General features: G+C 43.0%; 25 protein-coding genes. 24 read left to right on the top strand and 1 reads right to left on the bottom strand.

Annotated elements, in window-relative coordinates:
* Window positions 1-52 precede the first annotated feature (52 nt).
* From ACG3M1_RS16955 to ACG3M1_RS16885, 15 genes are all read left to right on the top strand, one after another.
* On the top strand, window positions 53-889 hold the full coding sequence (locus tag ACG3M1_RS16955) for a hypothetical protein (RefSeq protein ID WP_008817980.1): 837 nt from the start codon (window positions 53-55) through the stop codon (window positions 887-889).
* Between the two features lie 12 nt (window positions 890-901).
* The gene (locus ACG3M1_RS16950; RefSeq protein WP_008817979.1) at window positions 902-1,111 is read left to right on the top strand and encodes a hypothetical protein; all 210 of its coding nucleotides are present in this window, start codon (window positions 902-904) and stop codon (window positions 1,109-1,111) included.
* A gap of 11 nt (window positions 1,112-1,122) precedes the next feature.
* The gene (locus ACG3M1_RS16945; protein WP_008817978.1) at window positions 1,123-1,419 is read left to right on the top strand and encodes a hypothetical protein; all 297 of its coding nucleotides are present in this window, start codon (window positions 1,123-1,125) and stop codon (window positions 1,417-1,419) included.
* 13 nt (window positions 1,420-1,432) lie between these two features.
* On the top strand, window positions 1,433-1,921 hold the full coding sequence (locus ACG3M1_RS16940; protein ID WP_008817977.1) for a PrgI family protein: 489 nt from the start codon (window positions 1,433-1,435) through the stop codon (window positions 1,919-1,921).
* Complete coding sequence (locus tag ACG3M1_RS16935) at window positions 1,914-4,268, top strand: VirB4-like conjugal transfer ATPase, CD1110 family (protein WP_008817976.1); 2,355 nt, start codon at window positions 1,914-1,916, stop codon at window positions 4,266-4,268. Before ACG3M1_RS16940 ends, ACG3M1_RS16935 begins: the two co-directional genes overlap by 8 nt.
* A gap of 16 nt (window positions 4,269-4,284) precedes the next feature.
* Complete coding sequence (locus ACG3M1_RS16930) at window positions 4,285-4,689, top strand: DUF6075 family protein (RefSeq protein ID WP_008817975.1); 405 nt, start codon at window positions 4,285-4,287, stop codon at window positions 4,687-4,689.
* A gap of 78 nt (window positions 4,690-4,767) precedes the next feature.
* Window positions 4,768-5,553, top strand: coding sequence for a class B sortase (srtB, locus tag ACG3M1_RS16925; RefSeq protein ID WP_008817974.1), 786 nt, complete (start codon window positions 4,768-4,770; stop codon window positions 5,551-5,553).
* 38 nt (window positions 5,554-5,591) lie between these two features.
* Entirely contained in the window at window positions 5,592-7,391 is a 1,800-nt protein-coding gene (locus ACG3M1_RS16920) for a lysozyme family protein (protein ID WP_008817973.1), read from the top strand.
* Between the two features lie 135 nt (window positions 7,392-7,526).
* A complete protein-coding gene (locus ACG3M1_RS16915) occupies window positions 7,527-7,841 on the top strand; it encodes an ArsR/SmtB family transcription factor (RefSeq protein WP_008817972.1) in 315 nt (104 codons plus the stop codon).
* 84 nt (window positions 7,842-7,925) lie between these two features.
* Entirely contained in the window at window positions 7,926-8,939 is a 1,014-nt protein-coding gene (locus ACG3M1_RS16910; RefSeq protein WP_008817971.1) for a permease, read from the top strand.
* 12 nt (window positions 8,940-8,951) lie between these two features.
* On the top strand, window positions 8,952-9,488 hold the full coding sequence (locus tag ACG3M1_RS16905) for a thioredoxin family protein (RefSeq protein WP_008817970.1): 537 nt from the start codon (window positions 8,952-8,954) through the stop codon (window positions 9,486-9,488).
* Window positions 9,489-9,490: 2 nt separating this feature from the next.
* The gene (locus ACG3M1_RS16900; RefSeq protein ID WP_008817969.1) at window positions 9,491-10,183 is read left to right on the top strand and encodes a cytochrome c biogenesis CcdA family protein; all 693 of its coding nucleotides are present in this window, start codon (window positions 9,491-9,493) and stop codon (window positions 10,181-10,183) included.
* A gap of 29 nt (window positions 10,184-10,212) precedes the next feature.
* A complete protein-coding gene (locus ACG3M1_RS16895) occupies window positions 10,213-10,590 on the top strand; it encodes a thioredoxin family protein (protein ID WP_008817968.1) in 378 nt (125 codons plus the stop codon).
* 12 nt (window positions 10,591-10,602) lie between these two features.
* The gene (arsB, locus tag ACG3M1_RS16890) at window positions 10,603-11,649 is read left to right on the top strand and encodes an ACR3 family arsenite efflux transporter (RefSeq protein ID WP_008817967.1); all 1,047 of its coding nucleotides are present in this window, start codon (window positions 10,603-10,605) and stop codon (window positions 11,647-11,649) included.
* A complete protein-coding gene (locus ACG3M1_RS16885; protein WP_008817966.1) occupies window positions 11,642-12,034 on the top strand; it encodes an arsenate reductase ArsC in 393 nt (130 codons plus the stop codon). The genes arsB and ACG3M1_RS16885 overlap by 8 nt, the downstream gene beginning before the upstream one ends.
* A 36-nt stretch (window positions 12,035-12,070) precedes the next feature.
* Here the strand turns inward: ACG3M1_RS16885 and ACG3M1_RS16880 are convergent, their stop codons facing one another.
* Window positions 12,071-12,424, bottom strand: a complete 354-nt coding sequence (locus ACG3M1_RS16880; RefSeq protein ID WP_008817965.1) for a helix-turn-helix transcriptional regulator — start codon at window positions 12,422-12,424, stop codon at window positions 12,071-12,073.
* Window positions 12,425-12,563: 139 nt separating this feature from the next.
* Between ACG3M1_RS16880 and ACG3M1_RS16875 the strand changes: the two genes are divergently transcribed.
* The 9 genes from ACG3M1_RS16875 (at window position 12,564) to ACG3M1_RS16835 (ending at window position 18,227) form a co-directional block, all read left to right on the top strand.
* Window positions 12,564-12,767, top strand: coding sequence for a cysteine-rich KTR domain-containing protein (locus tag ACG3M1_RS16875; RefSeq protein ID WP_044947991.1), 204 nt, complete (start codon window positions 12,564-12,566; stop codon window positions 12,765-12,767).
* A gap of 426 nt (window positions 12,768-13,193) precedes the next feature.
* On the top strand, window positions 13,194-13,622 hold the full coding sequence (locus ACG3M1_RS16870) for a sigma-70 family RNA polymerase sigma factor (RefSeq protein ID WP_008817964.1): 429 nt from the start codon (window positions 13,194-13,196) through the stop codon (window positions 13,620-13,622).
* Between the two features lie 604 nt (window positions 13,623-14,226).
* The gene (locus ACG3M1_RS16865) at window positions 14,227-14,610 is read left to right on the top strand and encodes a type II toxin-antitoxin system PemK/MazF family toxin (protein ID WP_008817963.1); all 384 of its coding nucleotides are present in this window, start codon (window positions 14,227-14,229) and stop codon (window positions 14,608-14,610) included.
* A complete protein-coding gene (locus tag ACG3M1_RS16860) occupies window positions 14,603-14,854 on the top strand; it encodes a helix-turn-helix domain-containing protein (protein ID WP_008817962.1) in 252 nt (83 codons plus the stop codon). The genes ACG3M1_RS16865 and ACG3M1_RS16860 overlap by 8 nt, the downstream gene beginning before the upstream one ends.
* Window positions 14,855-14,981: 127 nt before the next feature.
* On the top strand, window positions 14,982-15,221 hold the full coding sequence (locus ACG3M1_RS16855) for a helix-turn-helix domain-containing protein (RefSeq protein WP_008817961.1): 240 nt from the start codon (window positions 14,982-14,984) through the stop codon (window positions 15,219-15,221).
* A complete protein-coding gene (locus ACG3M1_RS16850; RefSeq protein ID WP_008817960.1) occupies window positions 15,214-15,627 on the top strand; it encodes a helix-turn-helix domain-containing protein in 414 nt (137 codons plus the stop codon). The genes ACG3M1_RS16855 and ACG3M1_RS16850 overlap by 8 nt, the downstream gene beginning before the upstream one ends.
* A complete protein-coding gene (locus ACG3M1_RS16845) occupies window positions 15,624-15,836 on the top strand; it encodes a helix-turn-helix domain-containing protein (RefSeq protein ID WP_395814342.1) in 213 nt (70 codons plus the stop codon). Before ACG3M1_RS16850 ends, ACG3M1_RS16845 begins: the two co-directional genes overlap by 4 nt.
* 14 nt (window positions 15,837-15,850) lie before the next feature.
* Window positions 15,851-17,233 carry a tyrosine-type recombinase/integrase gene (locus tag ACG3M1_RS16840; RefSeq protein ID WP_008817958.1) on the top strand — a complete coding sequence of 461 codons (1,383 nt, stop codon included), beginning with the start codon at window positions 15,851-15,853 and terminating at the stop codon, window positions 17,231-17,233.
* Window positions 17,234-17,387: 154 nt separating this feature from the next.
* On the top strand, window positions 17,388-18,227 hold the full coding sequence (locus ACG3M1_RS16835) for a hypothetical protein (protein ID WP_055200354.1): 840 nt from the start codon (window positions 17,388-17,390) through the stop codon (window positions 18,225-18,227).
* The last annotated feature ends 61 nt before the right edge of the window (window positions 18,228-18,288 follow it).

The following is an 18,288-nucleotide window of genomic DNA, read 5'->3' as shown; positions in this document are numbered from 1 at the left end:
CCGCTTTGCGGAACTTGCCCCGCTGTCCGATTTTAAGAACGGAGGTGGTCGAATGTCAGATAACTGGGTAGTCCAGAACTTGGAGAACGCCCTTAACACTTGGAATGAGAAGTTAGCCGAGATATGGCAGCTCATTACCCAGTCCCCAGAGAATTTCAAAGGCGGTGCGATATGGAAAGTCATTGTTGACATCCACGGTGCATTGCAGGCGATAGGGCTTGCCCTGCTCGTGCTGTTCTTTGTCGTGGGCGTGATGCGTACCTGCGGCGACTTCGCACAGGTCAAGAAGCCCGAACACGCATTGAAGCTTTTTATCCGCTTCGCACTTGCCAAAGGTGCGGTGACTTACGGCTTGGAGCTGATGATGGCTCTGTTCCAGATAGTGCAGGGCGTGATTTCCACGATTATGAAAGCCGCAGGCTTCGGTACGGCTCAAAAGACGGTACTCCCACAGGAGATTGTGACGGCGGTTGAGGACTGCGGCTTTTTCGAGAGCATCCCCCTATGGGCGGTTACGCTTATCGGCGGGCTGTTCATCACGGTATTGTCGTTCATTATGATAATGTCGGTGTACGGCAGGTTTTTCAAGCTGTACCTTTATACCGCAATCGCTCCCGTGCCATTATCTTCATTTGCAGGAGAGCCGAGCCAGAATGTGGGCAGGAGCTTTATCAAGAGTTATTGTGCCGTGTGCCTTGAGGGGGCAATCATCGTGCTTGCCTGCATCATCTTTTCGGTGTTTGCGGCTTCCCCGCCCGTCGTCAACCCCGATGCGGCTGCGGTCACAATGGTATGGGGCTATATCGGGGAACTGGTATTCAATATGCTCGTCCTTGTCGGTGCGGTCAAGATGGCAGACCGTGTGGTAAGGGAAATGATGGGCTTGTAAGGGAGGAAACAGATGAAACGTGTTTATATTTTTAAGGACGGGGTACAGCAGGCAAGCACAGCCACAAGGGAAAGTGCGGTTGACCTTATCCGCCAGTACCAGAAACAGGAAACACACCCGATGCTTCGGGCGGAGTTCAGCATCATTGTGGGAGAGGAAGAATTTATCCCCTATCCGTCACAGAAGAAGCCGCCAAAGAGAAAATCGGAAATGGAGCGATAGGAGGTGCAGCTTTGTACGATTTTGAAACGGAATACCGCAGGATATTTGAAACGCCGCTTGAGGAAATCAAAGAGGATATATTTTTTCGGGCGGATAATTTTGAAAATGAAAAGTGGTACGGGGACTTGCAGATGTATCTGGCAATCGGCGTCTGCAAGCCAGAGAAAGATTGCGTGCCAGATTTGCAGAAAGCCTTGAAAGTCTTAGGCTGTCCTACCCAAACAAGGGAAATTGACGGGGATTTGTTTTTAGTCCCCCAGAGGGAAAGGCAGACTTCGCCCCGCCATAAACAGGAAATGGAACGATAGGAGGTGTGAATGATTGGAAGTAAAGATAAATAAGGAAATCCGCAATTATACGGAGAGTATGTTTTTTGGGCTGTCGATGCGGCAGTTCCTTTTTTCTGTCCTTGCCTGCGGCGTGGCGGTGGGCTTGTTTTTCCTGCTCCGTGGGAGGTTCGGGACGGAAACCGTGAGCTGGATGTGCGTTCTTGGTGCTTCGCCCTTTGCGGTGATGGGGTTTGTAAGGTACAACGGCATGACCGCAGAGCAGTTCGTGTGGGCATGGATAAAATCGGAGTTCATCATGCCGAAGAAGCTCCTGTTTGTGCCAGAGAATTTATATTACGAAGCAATGAAGAACGCCATTGAAGCCCATGAAAAGGGAACGCCCGCCGTGCAGAAAAAGCGGAAGAAACGAAAACGCAGGGCAAAAGGACGTAAGGAAGCAAGGAAACGGAGAAAGCAGGCGGAAAAGGCAAAAAAGAAGAATGAGAAAGCAAGAAAGCGTAAGGAGGCAAACTATGATTAAGACGCTCAGGAATCTGTTTAAGCAGGATAAGGAGAAATTTGCCGTGCCGAAATCGGTGCAGGCGGTCATCCCGTTAAAGACCATGTGGGAGGACGGCATTTTCCTCGTAGGCAGGAACAAATACGCCAAAACCTTTAAATTTGAGGACATCAATTATGCCGTGGCGAGCCGTGAGGACAAGGAAGCGATGTTCCTCGAATACTCGGAGCTTTTAAATGCCCTCGACAGTGGGGCGACCACGAAAATCACCATCAACAACCGCAGGCTCAACAAGGCGGATTTTGAGCAGACCATCCTTATCCCGATGGCGGCAAAGGACGGCAAAGCCGCCGATGACGGCTTAGATAAATACCGTAAAGAGTATAACAAGATGCTTCTGGATAAGGCGACGGGGGCGAACTCCATCGTGCAGGATAAGTATGTGACTATCTCCGTATGCAAGAAGAACATTGAGGAAGCGAGGAACTATTTTGCCCGTGTGGGTGCTGACCTTATCGGGCATTTTAACCGTTTAGGCTCAAAGTGTACGGAACTGGATGCGAATGACAAGCTGCGTATCTTCCATGATTTCTACCGCACAGGTGAGGAAACGGCGTTTTCCTTTGACATGGCACAGACCATGCGGAAAGGTCACGACTTCAAGGACTATATCTGCCCCGACTCCTTTGAGTTTGAGAAAGATTATTTCCGCATCGGCAACCGCTACGGTCGTGTGATTTTCCTTAGAGAGTATGCCGCCTATATCAAGGACAGCATGGTGGCGGAGCTTTGCGAATTAAACCGTAACATGATGCTCTCTGTTGATGTTGTCCCTGTTCCCACGGATGAAGCCGTGCGTGAGGTGGAAAACCGCCTGCTTGGGGTAGAAACGAATATCACGAACTGGCAGAGGAAACAGAACCAGAATAATAACTTTTCCGCTGTTATCCCCTATGACTTGGAGCAGCAGAGAAAGGAAAGCAAGGAGTTCCTCGATGATTTGACGACCCGTGACCAGAGGATGATGTTTGCCGTGCTTACGATGGTGCATACTGCTGATACCAAAGAGCAGCTTGACAATGACACGGAAGCTCTCTTAACTACTGCAAGAAAGCATCTCTGCCAGTTTGCCGTACTGAAGTATCAGCAGATGGACGGTCTGAATACCGCCCTGCCATTCGGCGTGAGGAAGATTGATGCGTTAAGGACATTGACGACAGAGAGCCTTGCGGTGTTTATCCCGTTCCGTGTGCAGGAAATTTATCACAAGGACGGTGTGTATTACGGTCAGAATGTTATCAGCAAAAATATGATAATTGCCAACCGTCGCCATCTGCTAAATGGAAATTCCTTTATCCTCGGCGTGTCTGGTGCAGGAAAATCCTTTACGGCGAAAGAAGAAATGACGAACATTATTCTGACCGACCCTAACGCAGATGTAATTGTTATAGACCCAGAGCGAGAGTATTCCCCACTTGTGAAAGCGATGCAGGGCGAGGTCATCCACATTTCTGCTACAAGCGAAAACCACATTAACGCTATGGACATGAACTCTGATTACGGCGACGGTGCAAATCCTGTCATCTTGAAATCAGAGTTTATTTTATCCCTCTGCGAGCAGCTTATTGGCGGTGCAAGCCTTGGGGCAAAGCAGAAGTCTATCATTGACCGCTGTACGGCAAGCGTATACCGCTATTATCAGCAGGGGAACTATATGGGGACGCCGCCGACCTTGCAGGACTTCCGTGAGGAACTGTTAAAGCAGAATGAGCCAGAAGCACAGGAAATCGCACTTGCGATTGAGCTTTTCACGGACGGCTCTCTCAATACCTTTGCCAAGCATACCAACGTAGATACCCACAGCCGCCTTATCTGCTATGACATTTTGGATTTAGGCAAGCAGTTACAGCCTATTGGTATGCTCGTTGTCCTCGACAGCATCTTGAACCGCATCACGATGAACAGGGCGAAAGGCAGAAATACGTTTATTTTCATTGATGAAATCTATCTGCTGTTTCAGCATGAGTATTCTGCAAACTTCCTCTTTACCCTCTGGAAACGTGTGCGTAAGTACGGAGCGTACTGTACTGGAATCACGCAGAATGTGGACGACCTGTTACAGAGCCATACTGCGAGGACGATGCTTGCCAACAGCGAGTTTATCATTATGTTAAACCAAGCATCCACAGACCGTATCGAGCTTGCGAAGCTCCTTAACATTTCCGATTTGCAGATGAGCTATATTACGAATGTCGGTGCAGGGCAGGGGCTTTTGAAAGTGGGCAGCTCCCTTGTGCCGTTCGTCAATAAGTTCCCACGGAATACGGAGCTTTACAAGCTGATGACGACCAAGTTCGGGGAAGTTTAGGAAAGGGGGAGTTTTTATGTCAGAGATAAGGTTTCGCAATGCAGCTCACCGTGATTTTTTTCTGGAAAATATGATGAAATGTAAAGTCAACGACTGTTACCACAGGGCATTTTTCTATGTGATGGGGATTGCGGAGGAAACAAGAAAAAATATCAATTCCATGTTCAACTTCAAGACGGACTGCATTGAGCCAGAGGGGATGCACGCAGGATGGCAGACAAGCGGCACGGTCAAGGTCTGCAACCTTGCCTTTAACCTCTGGAACGGCTACGCAGAGGAGGGGCGTGAGAAATATTTCACGCCAGAGGAACTGTTCTGCTGCGAGTTTGCCCCGTATTTCATGGAGGGCATCAAAGTAAGGTATCCCGAATATTGCAGGGATTTACCCGCCCCTAAAAAGCAGACGGAGCATACACGGTAAAAATAAAGTAAAAGAAATGCCCTGCGGGTATCCCTCTATGCCCAGAAAGCAGGGCGAAATTAAGGAAAGGAAAAGCCTATGAATGTAAAGAACTATAAAACTGTCATCTGCACCGCCGCCGCTGTTGCTTTTTTGGGAGCGGCGTTTTTTTGTGGCTTCAAGATTTACAGCCATTATCAACAGATAGACGAGCAGACCGAAGCTTTTGCGGAGATTGCAGAGGTCGTGGAGAACGTCGAGCCAGAGGAAGAACCGCCCAGAGATAAAGATATACCTGTCAGCGAGGGCGAGGATATTCTTGCGAAATACAAGGAGCTGTATTTGCAGAATGAGGATATGGTTGGTTGGATTGCCATTGACGGCACAAGCATCAATTACCCTGTCATGCAGAGCAGGAACAGTCCGAATTTCTATCTGAAGCACAGCTTTGAAAAGGAATACAGCGATTTAGGAGTGCCTTATATCCAAGAGGATTGCGACCTTGCAACAAGTGACAATCTGATTATTTACGGACACCATATCAAAGGCGGCAGGATGTTCGGGGCATTGGAAGATTACAAATCCAAGAGCTTTTATGAGAAGCATAAGACTATCCAGTTTGACACCCTCACGGAACAGGGCAAGTATGAAATCATTGCCGTATTTAAGACCGTGGCGTACAGCTCACAGGGCTACCGTTATTATGATTTTGTCGATGCGGAAAATGAAAAAGAGTTTGATGCTTATGTCGGGAAGTGTAAAGAGCTTGCCTTATATAATACGGGCGTGACCGCTGAATATGGAGATAAGCTTATTACGCTTTCCACCTGCGAATACTCCGCCCAAAACGGCAGGCTCGTAGTCGTGGCAAAAAAGGTAAACTGACATGACCGCAAATCCTCTGGGAAAGGAGGTCGGTGTTTATGGCTGATATAAAGACCAGAGATGCGGTCAAAGGTACGATAAAGACCCTTGATAAAGCTGCCATTGCAGGGGAACGCATGAAGTCCGCCTATGCCAAGACAAAGGATAAGGCAGAGCAGGGATATTATGCAGAGGAAAATTCCCCTACGGAATATGCTTCTGATAAGGTTTCCCGTGCTTCAGGGCGTATTAAGGATGAGGGCATCCACCAATTCAATAAACAGGGGCAAAGGAGCGTTACGACCACAAAAGAAAATATCGGCAGGGCAAAAGATAAAATCGCCGAATTTAAGACCAAACGTGCGGTGAAAGCTGCCGAGCAGAAAAAAGCACAGGCTGTTGCAGAACAGAACGGCTCGCTGATCCGAAACGGGGCAGCGAGCCGTTCGCCTGTCTCCGATGTTCCCAAGCAGGGAGAAATGCCCCAGACCCAGACAGGGGCAAGCCAGTTGATAAAGACAAGACAGCAGGGGAAAAAGACTATCAAGACCACAGCCAGAAATGCGGAGAGAACCGTCAAGACCACAGCAAAAGGGACGGTCAAGGCGACGGAAAAAGGCGTAAAAACCGCAAAGGCGACATCAAAGACGACGATTAAGACCACGGAGCAGACCGCAAAGGCGGCACAGAAAACGGCAAAAGCATCTGCCAAAGCCGCCCAGAAAACAGCACAGACCGCAAAAGCCACGGCAAAGGCGACAGCCGAAGCAACAAAAGCGACGGTCAGAGCCACCATTGCTGCGGTTAAGGCAATCATAGCAGGGACGAAAGCCCTTATTTCTGCGATAATCGCAGGCGGCTGGGTTGCCGTATTGATAATCCTTATCGTTGTCCTGCTTGGGTGTGCCGTTTCCCTGTTTGGCGGCGGCAGCGACAGCACTTCCTATACCCCTGTCAGTGCGGAAGTGGAAGCCTATACGCCGCTGATACAGAAATATGCAAAGCAGTACGGAATCCCCGAATATGTGGAGCTTATCAAGGCGGTAATGATGCAGGAATCTGGGGGAAAGGGCAGCGACCCGATGCAGGCGGCGGAGGGTAGCTTCAACAAGAAATACCCCCATGAGCCGAACGGCATCAAAGACCCCGAATATTCCATCGAGTGCGGCGTGCAGGAATTAAAAGCCGCCCTCACATCAGCCGAGGTGGAAAGCCCGATTGACATGGAGCGTATCAAGCTCGCCTTGCAGGGCTATAACTTCGGCAACGGCTATATCTCATGGGCAAAGACCAACTACGGCGGCTATTCCTATGCAAATGCGGTGGAATTTTCTGCTATGCAGGCACAACGATTAGGTTGGGAAAAATACGGCGACACGCAGTACCCCGCCCATGTGTTACGCTATTACCCATACGGACGGGCATTTACAAGCGGCGGCAATCAAGCCATTGTGGAGGTTGCCTTAACGCAGCTCGGCAATGAGGGCGGACAGCCTTATTGGAGCTGGTACGGCTTTGACGGGCGTGTGGAATGGTGTGCCTGTTTTGTTTCGTGGTGCAGTGAACAGTGCGGCTATCTGGAAAGCGGCATTATCCCGAAATTTTCCCTCTGCTCGGACGGTGTAAACTGGTTCAAAGGCAGGGGGCAATGGCAGGACAAAAACTATGAGCCGCAGGCAGGCGACCTTATCTTTTTTGATTGGGGAAATGACGGCTCAATCGACCATGTGGGAATCGTGGAGAAATGCGAGAATGGCACGGTCTACACCGTGGAGGGCAATTCTGGGGATGCCTGCAAACAGCAGAGCTATCCAGTCGGGAGCAGTTCAATTTACGGTTACGGTTTACCTGCTTATTAGGAAAAAGGCAAAAGAATACCAGAGGTTTATTTCTCTGGTTATTTTGCCTTACATAAAAAATTAAAAAACATATTGACAAATATCTATGTAATGAATATAATAACATATAGACATTCATCTATTGGAGGTGATAAAGTGAATACAGATGAAAAAAGAATAGCTTTAATATTCAAAGCATTTTGTGATGAAAACCGTGTCCGTATTATTAAACTTTTGCGTTCTGGTGAGAAATGTGCCTGTAAAATTCTTGAGGAAATTCACGTTACGCAGCCCACTTTGTCACATCATATGAAAATATTGTGTGATTCTGGTATTGTTATTGGAAGAAAAGAGGGTAAATGGATGTATTACTCCATTTCATCAGAGGGAACAGAATATGCGATAAACTGTCTGCAAGAGATGACAAAGGTAAATTCTGCTACGGAAAATAAGTCGTGTTGTGATAAGTAAAAAATTGCTTTTCCACACGGCTTACAAAAAGGACAACATATCGACATATTTCAATATAACTATCTAAGAAAGGAAGTTTTAATTATGGGAACAATAAGAACAATATGGGATTTTTTTCAGAATGAAGTTCTTGGTATGGGATGGTTAAGCCGACTAATTAGTAACCTGCTTAACGCCTGCGGTTTAGATACATCTGGAAAAATCGGAGGAAGTATTCAGTTTTTTCTTTATGATGTAATAAAAATTATGGTGCTACTCGGTGTTTTAATTTTGCTTATTTCATATATACAGAGCTATTTTCCGCCAGAGCGAAGCAAAAAGATTTTAGGACGTTTTCATGGAATCGGAGCAAATATAATTGCAGCTTTACTCGGTACAGTGACACCTTTTTGCTCCTGTTCTTCAATACCACTATTTATTGGTTTTACAAGTGCAGGCTTACCGCTTGGCGTAACATTTTCATTTCTTATTTCATCACCAATGGTTGACCTCGGCTCACTGGTATTACTTATGAGTATTTTTGGTTGGAAAGTTGCAATTATTTATGTAGTGCTTGGATTGGTTATTGCAGTTGCGGGCGGTACAATTATTGAAAAATTACACCTTGAAAATCAAGTTGAAGATTATATTAGGAACGGTCATGCCCTTGATGTGGCACAGGAGGAATTACATTTTAAAGAACGTATGAAGTTTGCTTGGGAACAGGTTTTGGAAACTGCAAAAAAGGTATTCCCTTATGTTCTTATTGGTGTTGGCATTGGTGCTTTTATTCATAATTGGATACCAGAAGATTTTATTGTAAAGGTTCTTGGTGATAATAATCCGTTTGGTGTGGTTATTGCTACTATTGCAGGTGTTCCAATGTATGCAGATATTTTCGGTACAATTCCGATTGCCGAAGCACTACTCGGTAAAGGGGCATTGCTTGGTGTTGTATTAGCGTTTATGATGGGTGTCACAACATTATCATTACCGTCAATGATTATGCTCCGCAAAGCAGTTAAGCCAAAATTACTTGGTGTTTTTATTGCTATTTGTAGCATTGGTATTATCGTTGTAGGTTATTTCTTTAATGCAATACAATACTTAATTATTTAGGGAGATGGGTTGATGGTTAAGAATAAGCCTTTGATAGTAAAAATACTTGTTTCCACTTTAATTGTTGCAATTATCGTTGGGATATTCTTTATAAAAAATACGCAGAACTCTCCATCTGTAATTGATAGTGATAACCAAACAGATAAGACTTTTTCACTAAAGATTACATCTGTTGATTTGGAGGAAATTAAGCAGTATGGTGTCCCTACGGTCATTGATTTTGGTTCTGATTCATGTATTCCATGCAAACAAATGGCTCCTGTCCTTAAAACACTTAATAATGAATGGCAGGGTAAAGCGGCAGTACAATTTATGGATGTATGGGAATATACAGAGGGAGTAGATAAATTCCCTATACAAGTGATACCAACACAAGTTTTCTTTAATGCTGATGGTACACCCTTTGTTCCAAGCGACATCCTTGCTTCAAAAGTGCAGTTTGATATGTATTCAGACAAAGCAAGCAATGAACATATTTTTACTGTTCATCAAGGAGGAATCACAGAAGAAGAAATGCGACAAATTTTTGCAGAGATGGGAGTTGAGTAGATATGATTGACAGTTTGCTTTCTCAGATTGCGGAAATGATTAGAAACAACGTGTGGCTTGCCCCTGTTCTTACTTTGCTTGCTGGTATATTGACTTCTGTAACACCCTGTTCATTGTCGAATGTACCGCTTATAATTGGTTATGTTGGCGGTGTCGGTGAAAAAAATACAAAAAGAGCGTTTATATATTCTGCCATATTTTCACTTGGAACAGCGGTTACTTTTGTTCTGTTAGGAATAATAGCAACATCGGCGGGTAGATTAATGGGAACATCATCTTCTATCTGGTATTTGTTACTTGGCGTTTTGATGGTGCTTATGGCTCTACAAATATGGGAAATATTTAATTTTATCCCATCAATAAATTTATTATCAAAGAATAAAAAGAGAGGATTTATAGGGGCATTTCTGGCGGGTATTCTTGGAGGTATATTTTCATCCCCATGCTCAACTCCTGTACTTATTGCTATGTTGGCTATTGTGGCAGGGGAGGGAAATCTTGTATGGGGTATCATACTGATGTTACTTTATTCCATTGGACATAGTACACTTGTCATGGTAGCAGGAACATCGGTAGGTTTTATTCAAAAAATCAACAGTAGTGATAATTATAAAAAGACGGCGACTATTTTGAAAATTGTAATAGGGGCTGTAATTCTACTGATTGGTTTATATATGTTTTGGCTTGCATTTTAACAAAAATATCATTTATGGAGGTAAACATTATGGCATTATTTAACTTAGGAAAGAACAAAGAGGAGGAAAACAAAAAGCCAGTTTGTGCTTGCAACGGTGGATGCTCAACGAGCGAAAGTGATAAAATCGAAAATGATTGCTGCAATGCAGCAAAAGATGGTATCTGTTGCATTAAGGTACTTGGTTCTGGATGTAAAAGCTGCCATGCTTTACTGGAAAGCACTAAAGAAGCAGTAAAAGCAATGGGATTATCCGTAGAAGTAGAATATGTGACCGATATGCAAAAAATTATGGAATACGGTGTAATGAGTATGCCCGCCCTTGTAGTAAATGAAAAGGTTGTTTCTATGGGAAAGGTTTTGAAAAGCGGAGATGTGGAAAAGTTATTGCACAAATTAGGCTTTTAAAGGAGATATTTTATGAGTAAGGAAAAAGGTAATATCAGTGCTTTTCAAAAGTATTTAACAGTATGGGTAATTCTCTGCATGGTAATTGGGGTATTGATTGGCAAGTATTTGCCAATCATCCCTAATTTCCTTAACCGATTTGAATATGCTAAAGTGTCAATTCCAATGGCATTATTGATTTGGCTGATGATTTATCCCATGATGATGAAAGTGGATTTTCAAAGTATAAAAGATGTTGGTAAAAATCCGAAGGGATTATTTGTTACTTGGGCAACAAATTGGCTTATTAAGCCTTTTACAATGTATGGCATTGCAAGTGTATTCTTTTTTGTGATTTTCAAGGAATTTATAACACCAGAACTTGCAACGGAATATCTTGCAGGGGCTGTCCTGCTTGGAGCAGCACCTTGTACGGCAATGGTTTTTGTTTGGAGTTCTTTGACAAAAGGAAATCCTGCCTATACCGTAGTGCAGGTAGCGACAAATGACCTTATTATTCTTATAGCATTTGTACCGATTGTGAAATTTTTACTAGGTGTATCGAAAGTTTCAGTTCCGTGGAATACACTTATTCTCTCGGTTGTATTATTTGTAGTTACGCCGCTTATAGGGGGGATGTTCACACGTTATCTTATTATTCAGAAAAAGGGCAAAGACTATTTTGATAACACTTTTACACATAAATTTGACAATGCTACAAGTGTCGGACTTTTATTGACGTTAATAATGATTTTTTCTTTTCAAGGAAACACTATTTTACAGAATCCGTTACACATTATTTTGATTGCAGTACCGCTTATTTTACAGACACTTTTAATATTTGCAATCGCATATATAGCTTGTAAATTTTTAAAATTACCATATAATATTGCCGCTCCTGCGGGCATGATAGGGGCATCAAATTTCTTTGAACTTGCAGTTGCAGTCGCAGTTGCTTTATTTGGAACGAGTTCGCCCGCAGCATTGGCTACTACAGTAGGTGTATTGACGGAAGTGCCTGTTATGCTATTCCTTGTAAGAATTGCAAATCATACGAAAGGTTGGTTTAAAAATGAATAAGAAAAAAATAGCGTTTATATGCGTACACAATTCCTGCCGAAGTCAAATAGCAGAAGCTCTTGGAAAACATTTTGCAGGGGAAAAGTTCGACTTTTATTCCGCAGGAACAGAAACAAAACCTCAAATCAATAAGGATGCTGTACGCATTATGAAAAAACTTTATGGAATTGATATGGAAAAGGAACAATATTCTAAATTGATTTCAGATATTCCTACGCCCGATATTGCGATTTCAATGGGATGTGACGTAGGGTGTCCATATATAGGAAGAGCCTTTGATGATAATTGGGGACTTCCAGACCCAACAGGAGAAAGTGATTCTATGTTTGAAACAGTAATCAAAGAGATTGAAAAAAGAATATCGGAATTGTCAGATACTCTTTAAAATCTCTCGAATAAAGTAGGAAGCAAACGAAAGCTGTTACTCTTTCGTCTGCCCTTTTGCGGCACAGATTCCATTGATAGTACCCTTAATAATTGTAAGTTCGTTATCATTGAATGTGTCAAGTACAGTATCAATCTGTCTACGAATAGTTGATTTGTCTGTTTTCTTGTCTGGAAAGATGTATTGGTCAGCCGATATATCAAACATAGTAATCAGACGTACAAATAGTTGAAAACTTGGGTGTTGTCCCTCGTTTTCAATAGATTGAATGTGTCTTGGAGCAAGGTCAAGAATTTCAGCTAATTGCTCTCTGGTAATTCCTTTAGCTTCACGAGCATTTTTTATTGCTTGACCTAGTGCCATAAAATCGAAATTTTTGATAGTATTCATATTTTCCACCTTCGTACATATAAATTTTTCATTCTATAATTGTACGGAAATGTGGTTTCTTATTAAACGAGATAAAATTTCTTGTTGATAGAGATTTAATATCTTATATATGGAGATTTTAGCTCGGAATGTAAAGGAGATGGTTGCGATTAAATGTGAGTGGATGTTGTGTCCTATCTGCGGTAACAAAACCCGCAACAAAATCAGAAAGGATACAGTCTTAAGAAATTACCCTTTATATTGCCCCAAATGTAAACAAGAAAGTTTGGTTGAAGTAAAGGATTTACAAATAATTGTCATTAAAGAGCCAGACGCTTTAGACGCAGAGCCGATGAATTTGTGAATATCACAGAGCATCGGCTCTTTCTTTAATCAGGTAGGACAAGCCCACCGAATAAAAAAAACGATGTTTCGGTGAGCTAATTTGTCATGCTCTGACCTCTCTCCGACTTCGCTTTTGGAAGTTTGGAGGGATTTTTATTGCTTGCAAGCAGCAACTTCTATTTACATATACCACATAAAGGATGGACGGGTAAACCGTTAAAAAAATCCTTATCAGCACAAGGGAGCTTTGCACCCTGCGAGTAGAAGTCAAATTTCTATATATTAGAAATATAATCTCCATAAACCGTAAAGGTCTAACAGCCTTTGCGGTTTTTCTTTTGTCGATTTTTGCAGTAATACGTCGCAAGGTTGTTTCTAACGCCCACTGCCGTTCGCCGCCTGCCAATCTGGATTTTCAAAAAAATTCAGATTGGAGGTAAAGGAAATGTCATTCAATTATGGCAGAGAAGAAAGGAAATGGCGGCTCTGGAAAGAAGCCGAAGAAAAGCAGTTACGGAGCTTGGGTGTCAGCGAGGATACTATCGAGCAGCTCCACACTCACGATTGGGAAGTTTTTAATTCTGACAGGAAGTATTACCGCAGGCTAAAAGATGCAGGTACATATCTTGAAGAATTTGCCGAGGATGCGGCACAGCCCGAAGTAAAGACGGTAGAGGATTTTCTTGACAGCATCGAAAATCAGCATCTATATCATGTTTTGATTAAGGTGGACAGGCTTACCCTGCAAATCATTGTGATGAAAATGCAAGGCTATTCTACACATGATATAGCGTCGTTGCTTGGGATGACCGAACAGGCAATTTACAAGCGTGTGAACAGGCTCAAAGAAAAAATTAAAAAAATTTTAAAGTAGCGTCCAAAAACGGACGTTGCCGAGGACTATGGGGTGTAAGGCAAAAAAAGCCTTTACCCCATTTTCTTTTGTATAACGAAAACGGGACAGCTCTTTGAAAACTGAATACTCATTCGTCAAACACTTCCTCTTTGTGATTGTGAGAGCATAAGCGTGTGCAGCGGTACGCCATGACCTGCCAAAAGGCAACGAGCGGTAAATACCGACTGAAAATATCGGGTAGCTCCCGATTCCGCCATAACCCGCAAAGAGAATAATGGTACTCCCGTCTTGAATGTTTATAGCATTAGGCGGCTCTGTCAGACCGACAGTTGGGGTGGAACTCCCGTGGCGTCAGTTCGCTGCTGACCGTTTGGCGACTTCCCTTGCGTTTATCGCAATGGCATTTTCGGGGTGTCGAGGACAAATAGAAAATGCTTTTTATCATAAAGCCAGATGCAAGGCGGTCTATGGAATCCCCTACGGGGATACCTTGATGCCATACGGCAGTAAAGAGGAAAACAGGGCTTGTTTTATGCTCTCCCGACCTTAAATGCTTCCTTGTGTCTGGCTGCTACATAGGCAGGATATATCTGCCTAAATCCAAATAGGAGGTCAATACACTATGGATAGAATTATAAAGCGTGGCGACATCTACTACGCAGAGCTTAATCCCGTTATCGGCTCGGAGCAGGGCGGCACACGACCCGTACTTATCATATCCAACAACACGGGCAATAGGTTCAGCCCGACAGTCATTATTGCCGCCATTACGAGCAGACCAAAAAAAGGAAAACTGCCGACACATTTTTGTTTGGATGGAATAGCAGGGCTTCCCGCAGATTCCATTATTTTATTTGAACAGATACGCACAATAGATAAAAAGCGGCTGAAAGAGAGGATGGCACAGCTTGATGAGCGGTGCATGGATGAAATCACATTACCCCTGCTTATCAGCATCGGCGTTAAGAATATGCAGAAAGCAGACAGGAGGGCAGAGAATGTTTGAGGATAGGATTACAGCATTAAATAAGGAAGAAACAGAAATTCCACTGCCGTATGAGAAACGGATTTATACGGTAGATGAGATACAAGACATTTTGGGCATAGGCAGGAACGCCGCATACAACCTTGTTAAGTCGGGGGTGTTCCACAGCGTCCGCATAGGTGGAAATATCCGCATATCGAAAAAGAGTTTTGATGAATGGCTTGATAATGAAATGAACTCTTGTCAAGTGTGCGAATCCGTCTGAAAAGCTGATTTTGTACGTTTCACATTTGACCCGTGATGCAATACTATATAGCCAAGCAAAGATGCTTGGCTATATAGCAGGCTGCAACGGCTGACGAGCCGAATATAAACATCACGGAGGTAAATCAATGTGCAAAAATAAAACAGTTGGGGGCAGCATAACTTCTCCCCCTCTTACTACATACGAGAAGCGGGTATATACCGTAGACGAGATACGCAGTATCTTAGGCATAAGCAGGACAGCCGCCTATGATTTGGTAAAACAGGGTTGTTTCCATTGCATCAAAGTAGGCAGGAATTACCGTATATCTAAAGAGAGCTTTGACAGATGGCTTGGCTTCCAGAGGGAGGTGCAGGCTGATGAATAAGAAAAGTATGTCCGTTACGGAAATGCGGCTGTTGCTTGGGATTGGGAAAACAGATTCCTACTGGCTTGTAAAGAAAGGATATTTTGAAACAGTCATTATTGCAGGAAAAATGCGTGTGATAGTGGACAGCTTTGAAAAATGGTATGATAATCAGCTCCATTATAAAAAGGTTGACGGCACTCCCCCAGGGAAGAACTGGACAGGCATCACATTTTCTGTTCGGGAAGTGGCAGAGCTGCTCTGCATTTCTGATAGCAGCGTTTACGAGCTGTTAAAGAAAAATGTGTTCCGTACCGCACGGGTGGGGCAGGCTACAAGGATTTATAAAGACAGCTTTGAGGAATGGTATCAATCCCAGACCTATTACATAAAAGCTGACGTACATAAGGAGGTTATAGACTTATGAAAGAACATATTGCAGAGATGGACGGGGTTTTAAAGACCGCCCAGAACAAGAAAAGCTATTCCGTTGCGGAAATTCAGCAGATACTTGGCATAAGCCAACCTACCGCTTACGCACTGATAAAGAAGAATTTGTTTCAGAGCATCCGCATGGGCAACGGCATCCGAATTGTAAAAAGCAGCTTTGACGCTTGGCTCGACAGCACAATGTAAGGAGGTGAGAAAGCATGGCATCAATCGTAAAGAGAAAGAACCGTTATTCCGTAGTTTATACCTATACGGATGAAAACGGTGTGAAAAGGCAGAAATGGGAAACCTTTGCCACCAATGCTGAAGCAAAAAAGCGTAAGGTGCAGGTAGAATTTGAGCAGGAAACAGGAACATTTACCATCCCTACTGCAAGTACCGTCAGCGACCTGCTTGAAGAATATATGTCCATTTACGGTGTGAACACTTGGGCAATGTCAACTTATGAAGCAAGAAGAAGTTTGATTTTCAATTATATCAATCCGATTATCGGGGATATGAAACTGGAAGAGGTGACACCGAGGACGATGGATAAATATTACCAGAGCCTGCTGACTGTTAAGGCAAAGGTAGTCAACAACCGCAAGCCGAACCATGAATACCTCACAGCCCATACAGTAAGGGAAATCCATAAACTGCTCCGCAATGCTTTCAATCAAGGTGTAAAATGGGAGCTGATGTCAAGGAATCCCGTACAAAATGCCACTCTCCCGAAAGAAGAACACAAGGAGCGTGACATATGGACAGTCGAAACCTTATTTAAGGCATTGGAGGTCTGCGATGATGATAACCTGTCACTGGCGTTAAACCTTGCTTTTTCCTGTTCCCTGCGTATGGGAGAGATGCTCGGTCTGACTTGGGACTGTATTGATATTTCCGAACGGAGCATTAAGAACGATTGTGCTTACATTTTCGTAAATAAGGAGCTGCAACGTGTCAACCGCAATGCTCTGGAACAGTTAGGCGAAAAGGGTGTAATGTTCAAGTTCCCGCCTGCGGTGGCAAGCACACACACTGCTCTGGTGCTGAAAGAGCCGAAAACAAAGACCAGTATCCGAAAGATTTTCCTGCCTAAGACGGTTGCGGAAATGCTTGTGAAAAGGCATGAGGATATAGAAAACCTCAAGGAGCTGTTCGGGGAGGAATATATGGACTTCAATCTGGTATTTGCTTCTTCCTGCGGCAGACCCATTGAGGGACAGGTCATCAATCGGGCATTGGCAAAACTCATTAAGGATAATGATTTGCCGCCAGTCGTCTTTCACAGCTTCCGCCATTCAAGCATCACTTATAAGCTGAAGCTCAACGGCGGCGACATGAAATCCGTGCAGGGCGATTCTGGACACGCACAGGTCAAGATGGTAGCTGATGTGTATTCCCATATTATAGACGATGACAGACGGATAAATGCACAGAGGTTTGAAGAACAATTTTACCAAAGCAAAAATGCTCCCGCTGCGGAGGAAGTGCAGGAAGAAACAAAGGCTGAAACGGCATCGCAGACAGACCAAGAAATGCTTCTAAAGCTGCTTGCCAATCCAGAGATGGCGGCGTTGCTGAAATCACTTGCAAAAAACTTATAAGGATTATAAAGGCAATCTTTTTTAGGTTGCCTTTTATTGACTGATTTTTCGGTGAATCAAATTGGAGTAATAAGTCTTTTCCTTTAGACAAGAATAGAGTATAATCTTGTTAAAGTCTTTATTTGATTTATTATAATGATTGGATGAGGTTAAAATGAAAATAGGTCAGAACACTTATAAGCTAATATTATTAGATACGAACGCATTAAGGGAAATAGTTACAAATACCAATCTTTCTGGAAAGGGATTTCTCCAAACTTTTTTTACTGGTGAAAGCAGTTATGCCCCCTGTTTTTCAATTTATAATGTGATTGAATTGATGCCTTATGAAGATATTTATGAGAAATTTTTGGAATACTTTTCGATAATTCCTTGTCTGATGACTTTTCCAGCTAAGAGTATTTTTCAAGTGGAAGTTGATTGTTATACGAAAGGAATACCTTTTGAGATTACCAATCAAGTTGCTTATGCGTTTACTCCACTTTCAACAGAAATAGGTTATAACTGTAAGCATTTTTTTGATAATCTTGTAAATCAGACAAGTTTAATGGATACTATTCATTCAGAAATAAATAATTTCCCCTCTATTGCTAAAGACTGGGAGTTTAAAAGAGATAATACAAAATGGATGTTAAAACAGCAGCATTTGCCATTAAATATGATTGATGATAAATTTTATAAATTTCATGAAGCACAAACTGTTGTAAAAGATTTAGTTAATTTTGGTATCCCTGTTACTTCTAATATAGATATATCAAAGCTACCTGCATCAAGGATGATGGAATATTCACAGTTTTTGCGTATTTTTAAAACTCAAAAGACTATAAAGCCAAATGATGTAATGGATGTATTGATTAGTAGTATTGCACCTTATGTTGATGCTGTTATCACAGAAAATTTTCAAGCAGATGTCTACAAAAAAGCGAAGAAGTTAATTCCGCAGATTAAAGAATTAGAAATATACCGGTTAAAAGATATACGGATGGATGCTTGATAGAAAAAAATGTATAGGAGAAACAGTCAGAACTAATACATAAAGTTTGAGGTTCCAATCT

It is taken from the genome of Clostridium sp. 10cd* (assembly GCF_044336395.1).
GTDB classification, from domain to species: domain Bacteria; phylum Bacillota_I; class Bacilli_A; order Erysipelotrichales; family Erysipelotrichaceae; genus Clostridium_AQ; species Clostridium_AQ innocuum.
The sequence above is the reverse complement of the archived record's forward strand: the minus strand, read 5'-3'. Positions and strand labels throughout refer to the sequence as shown.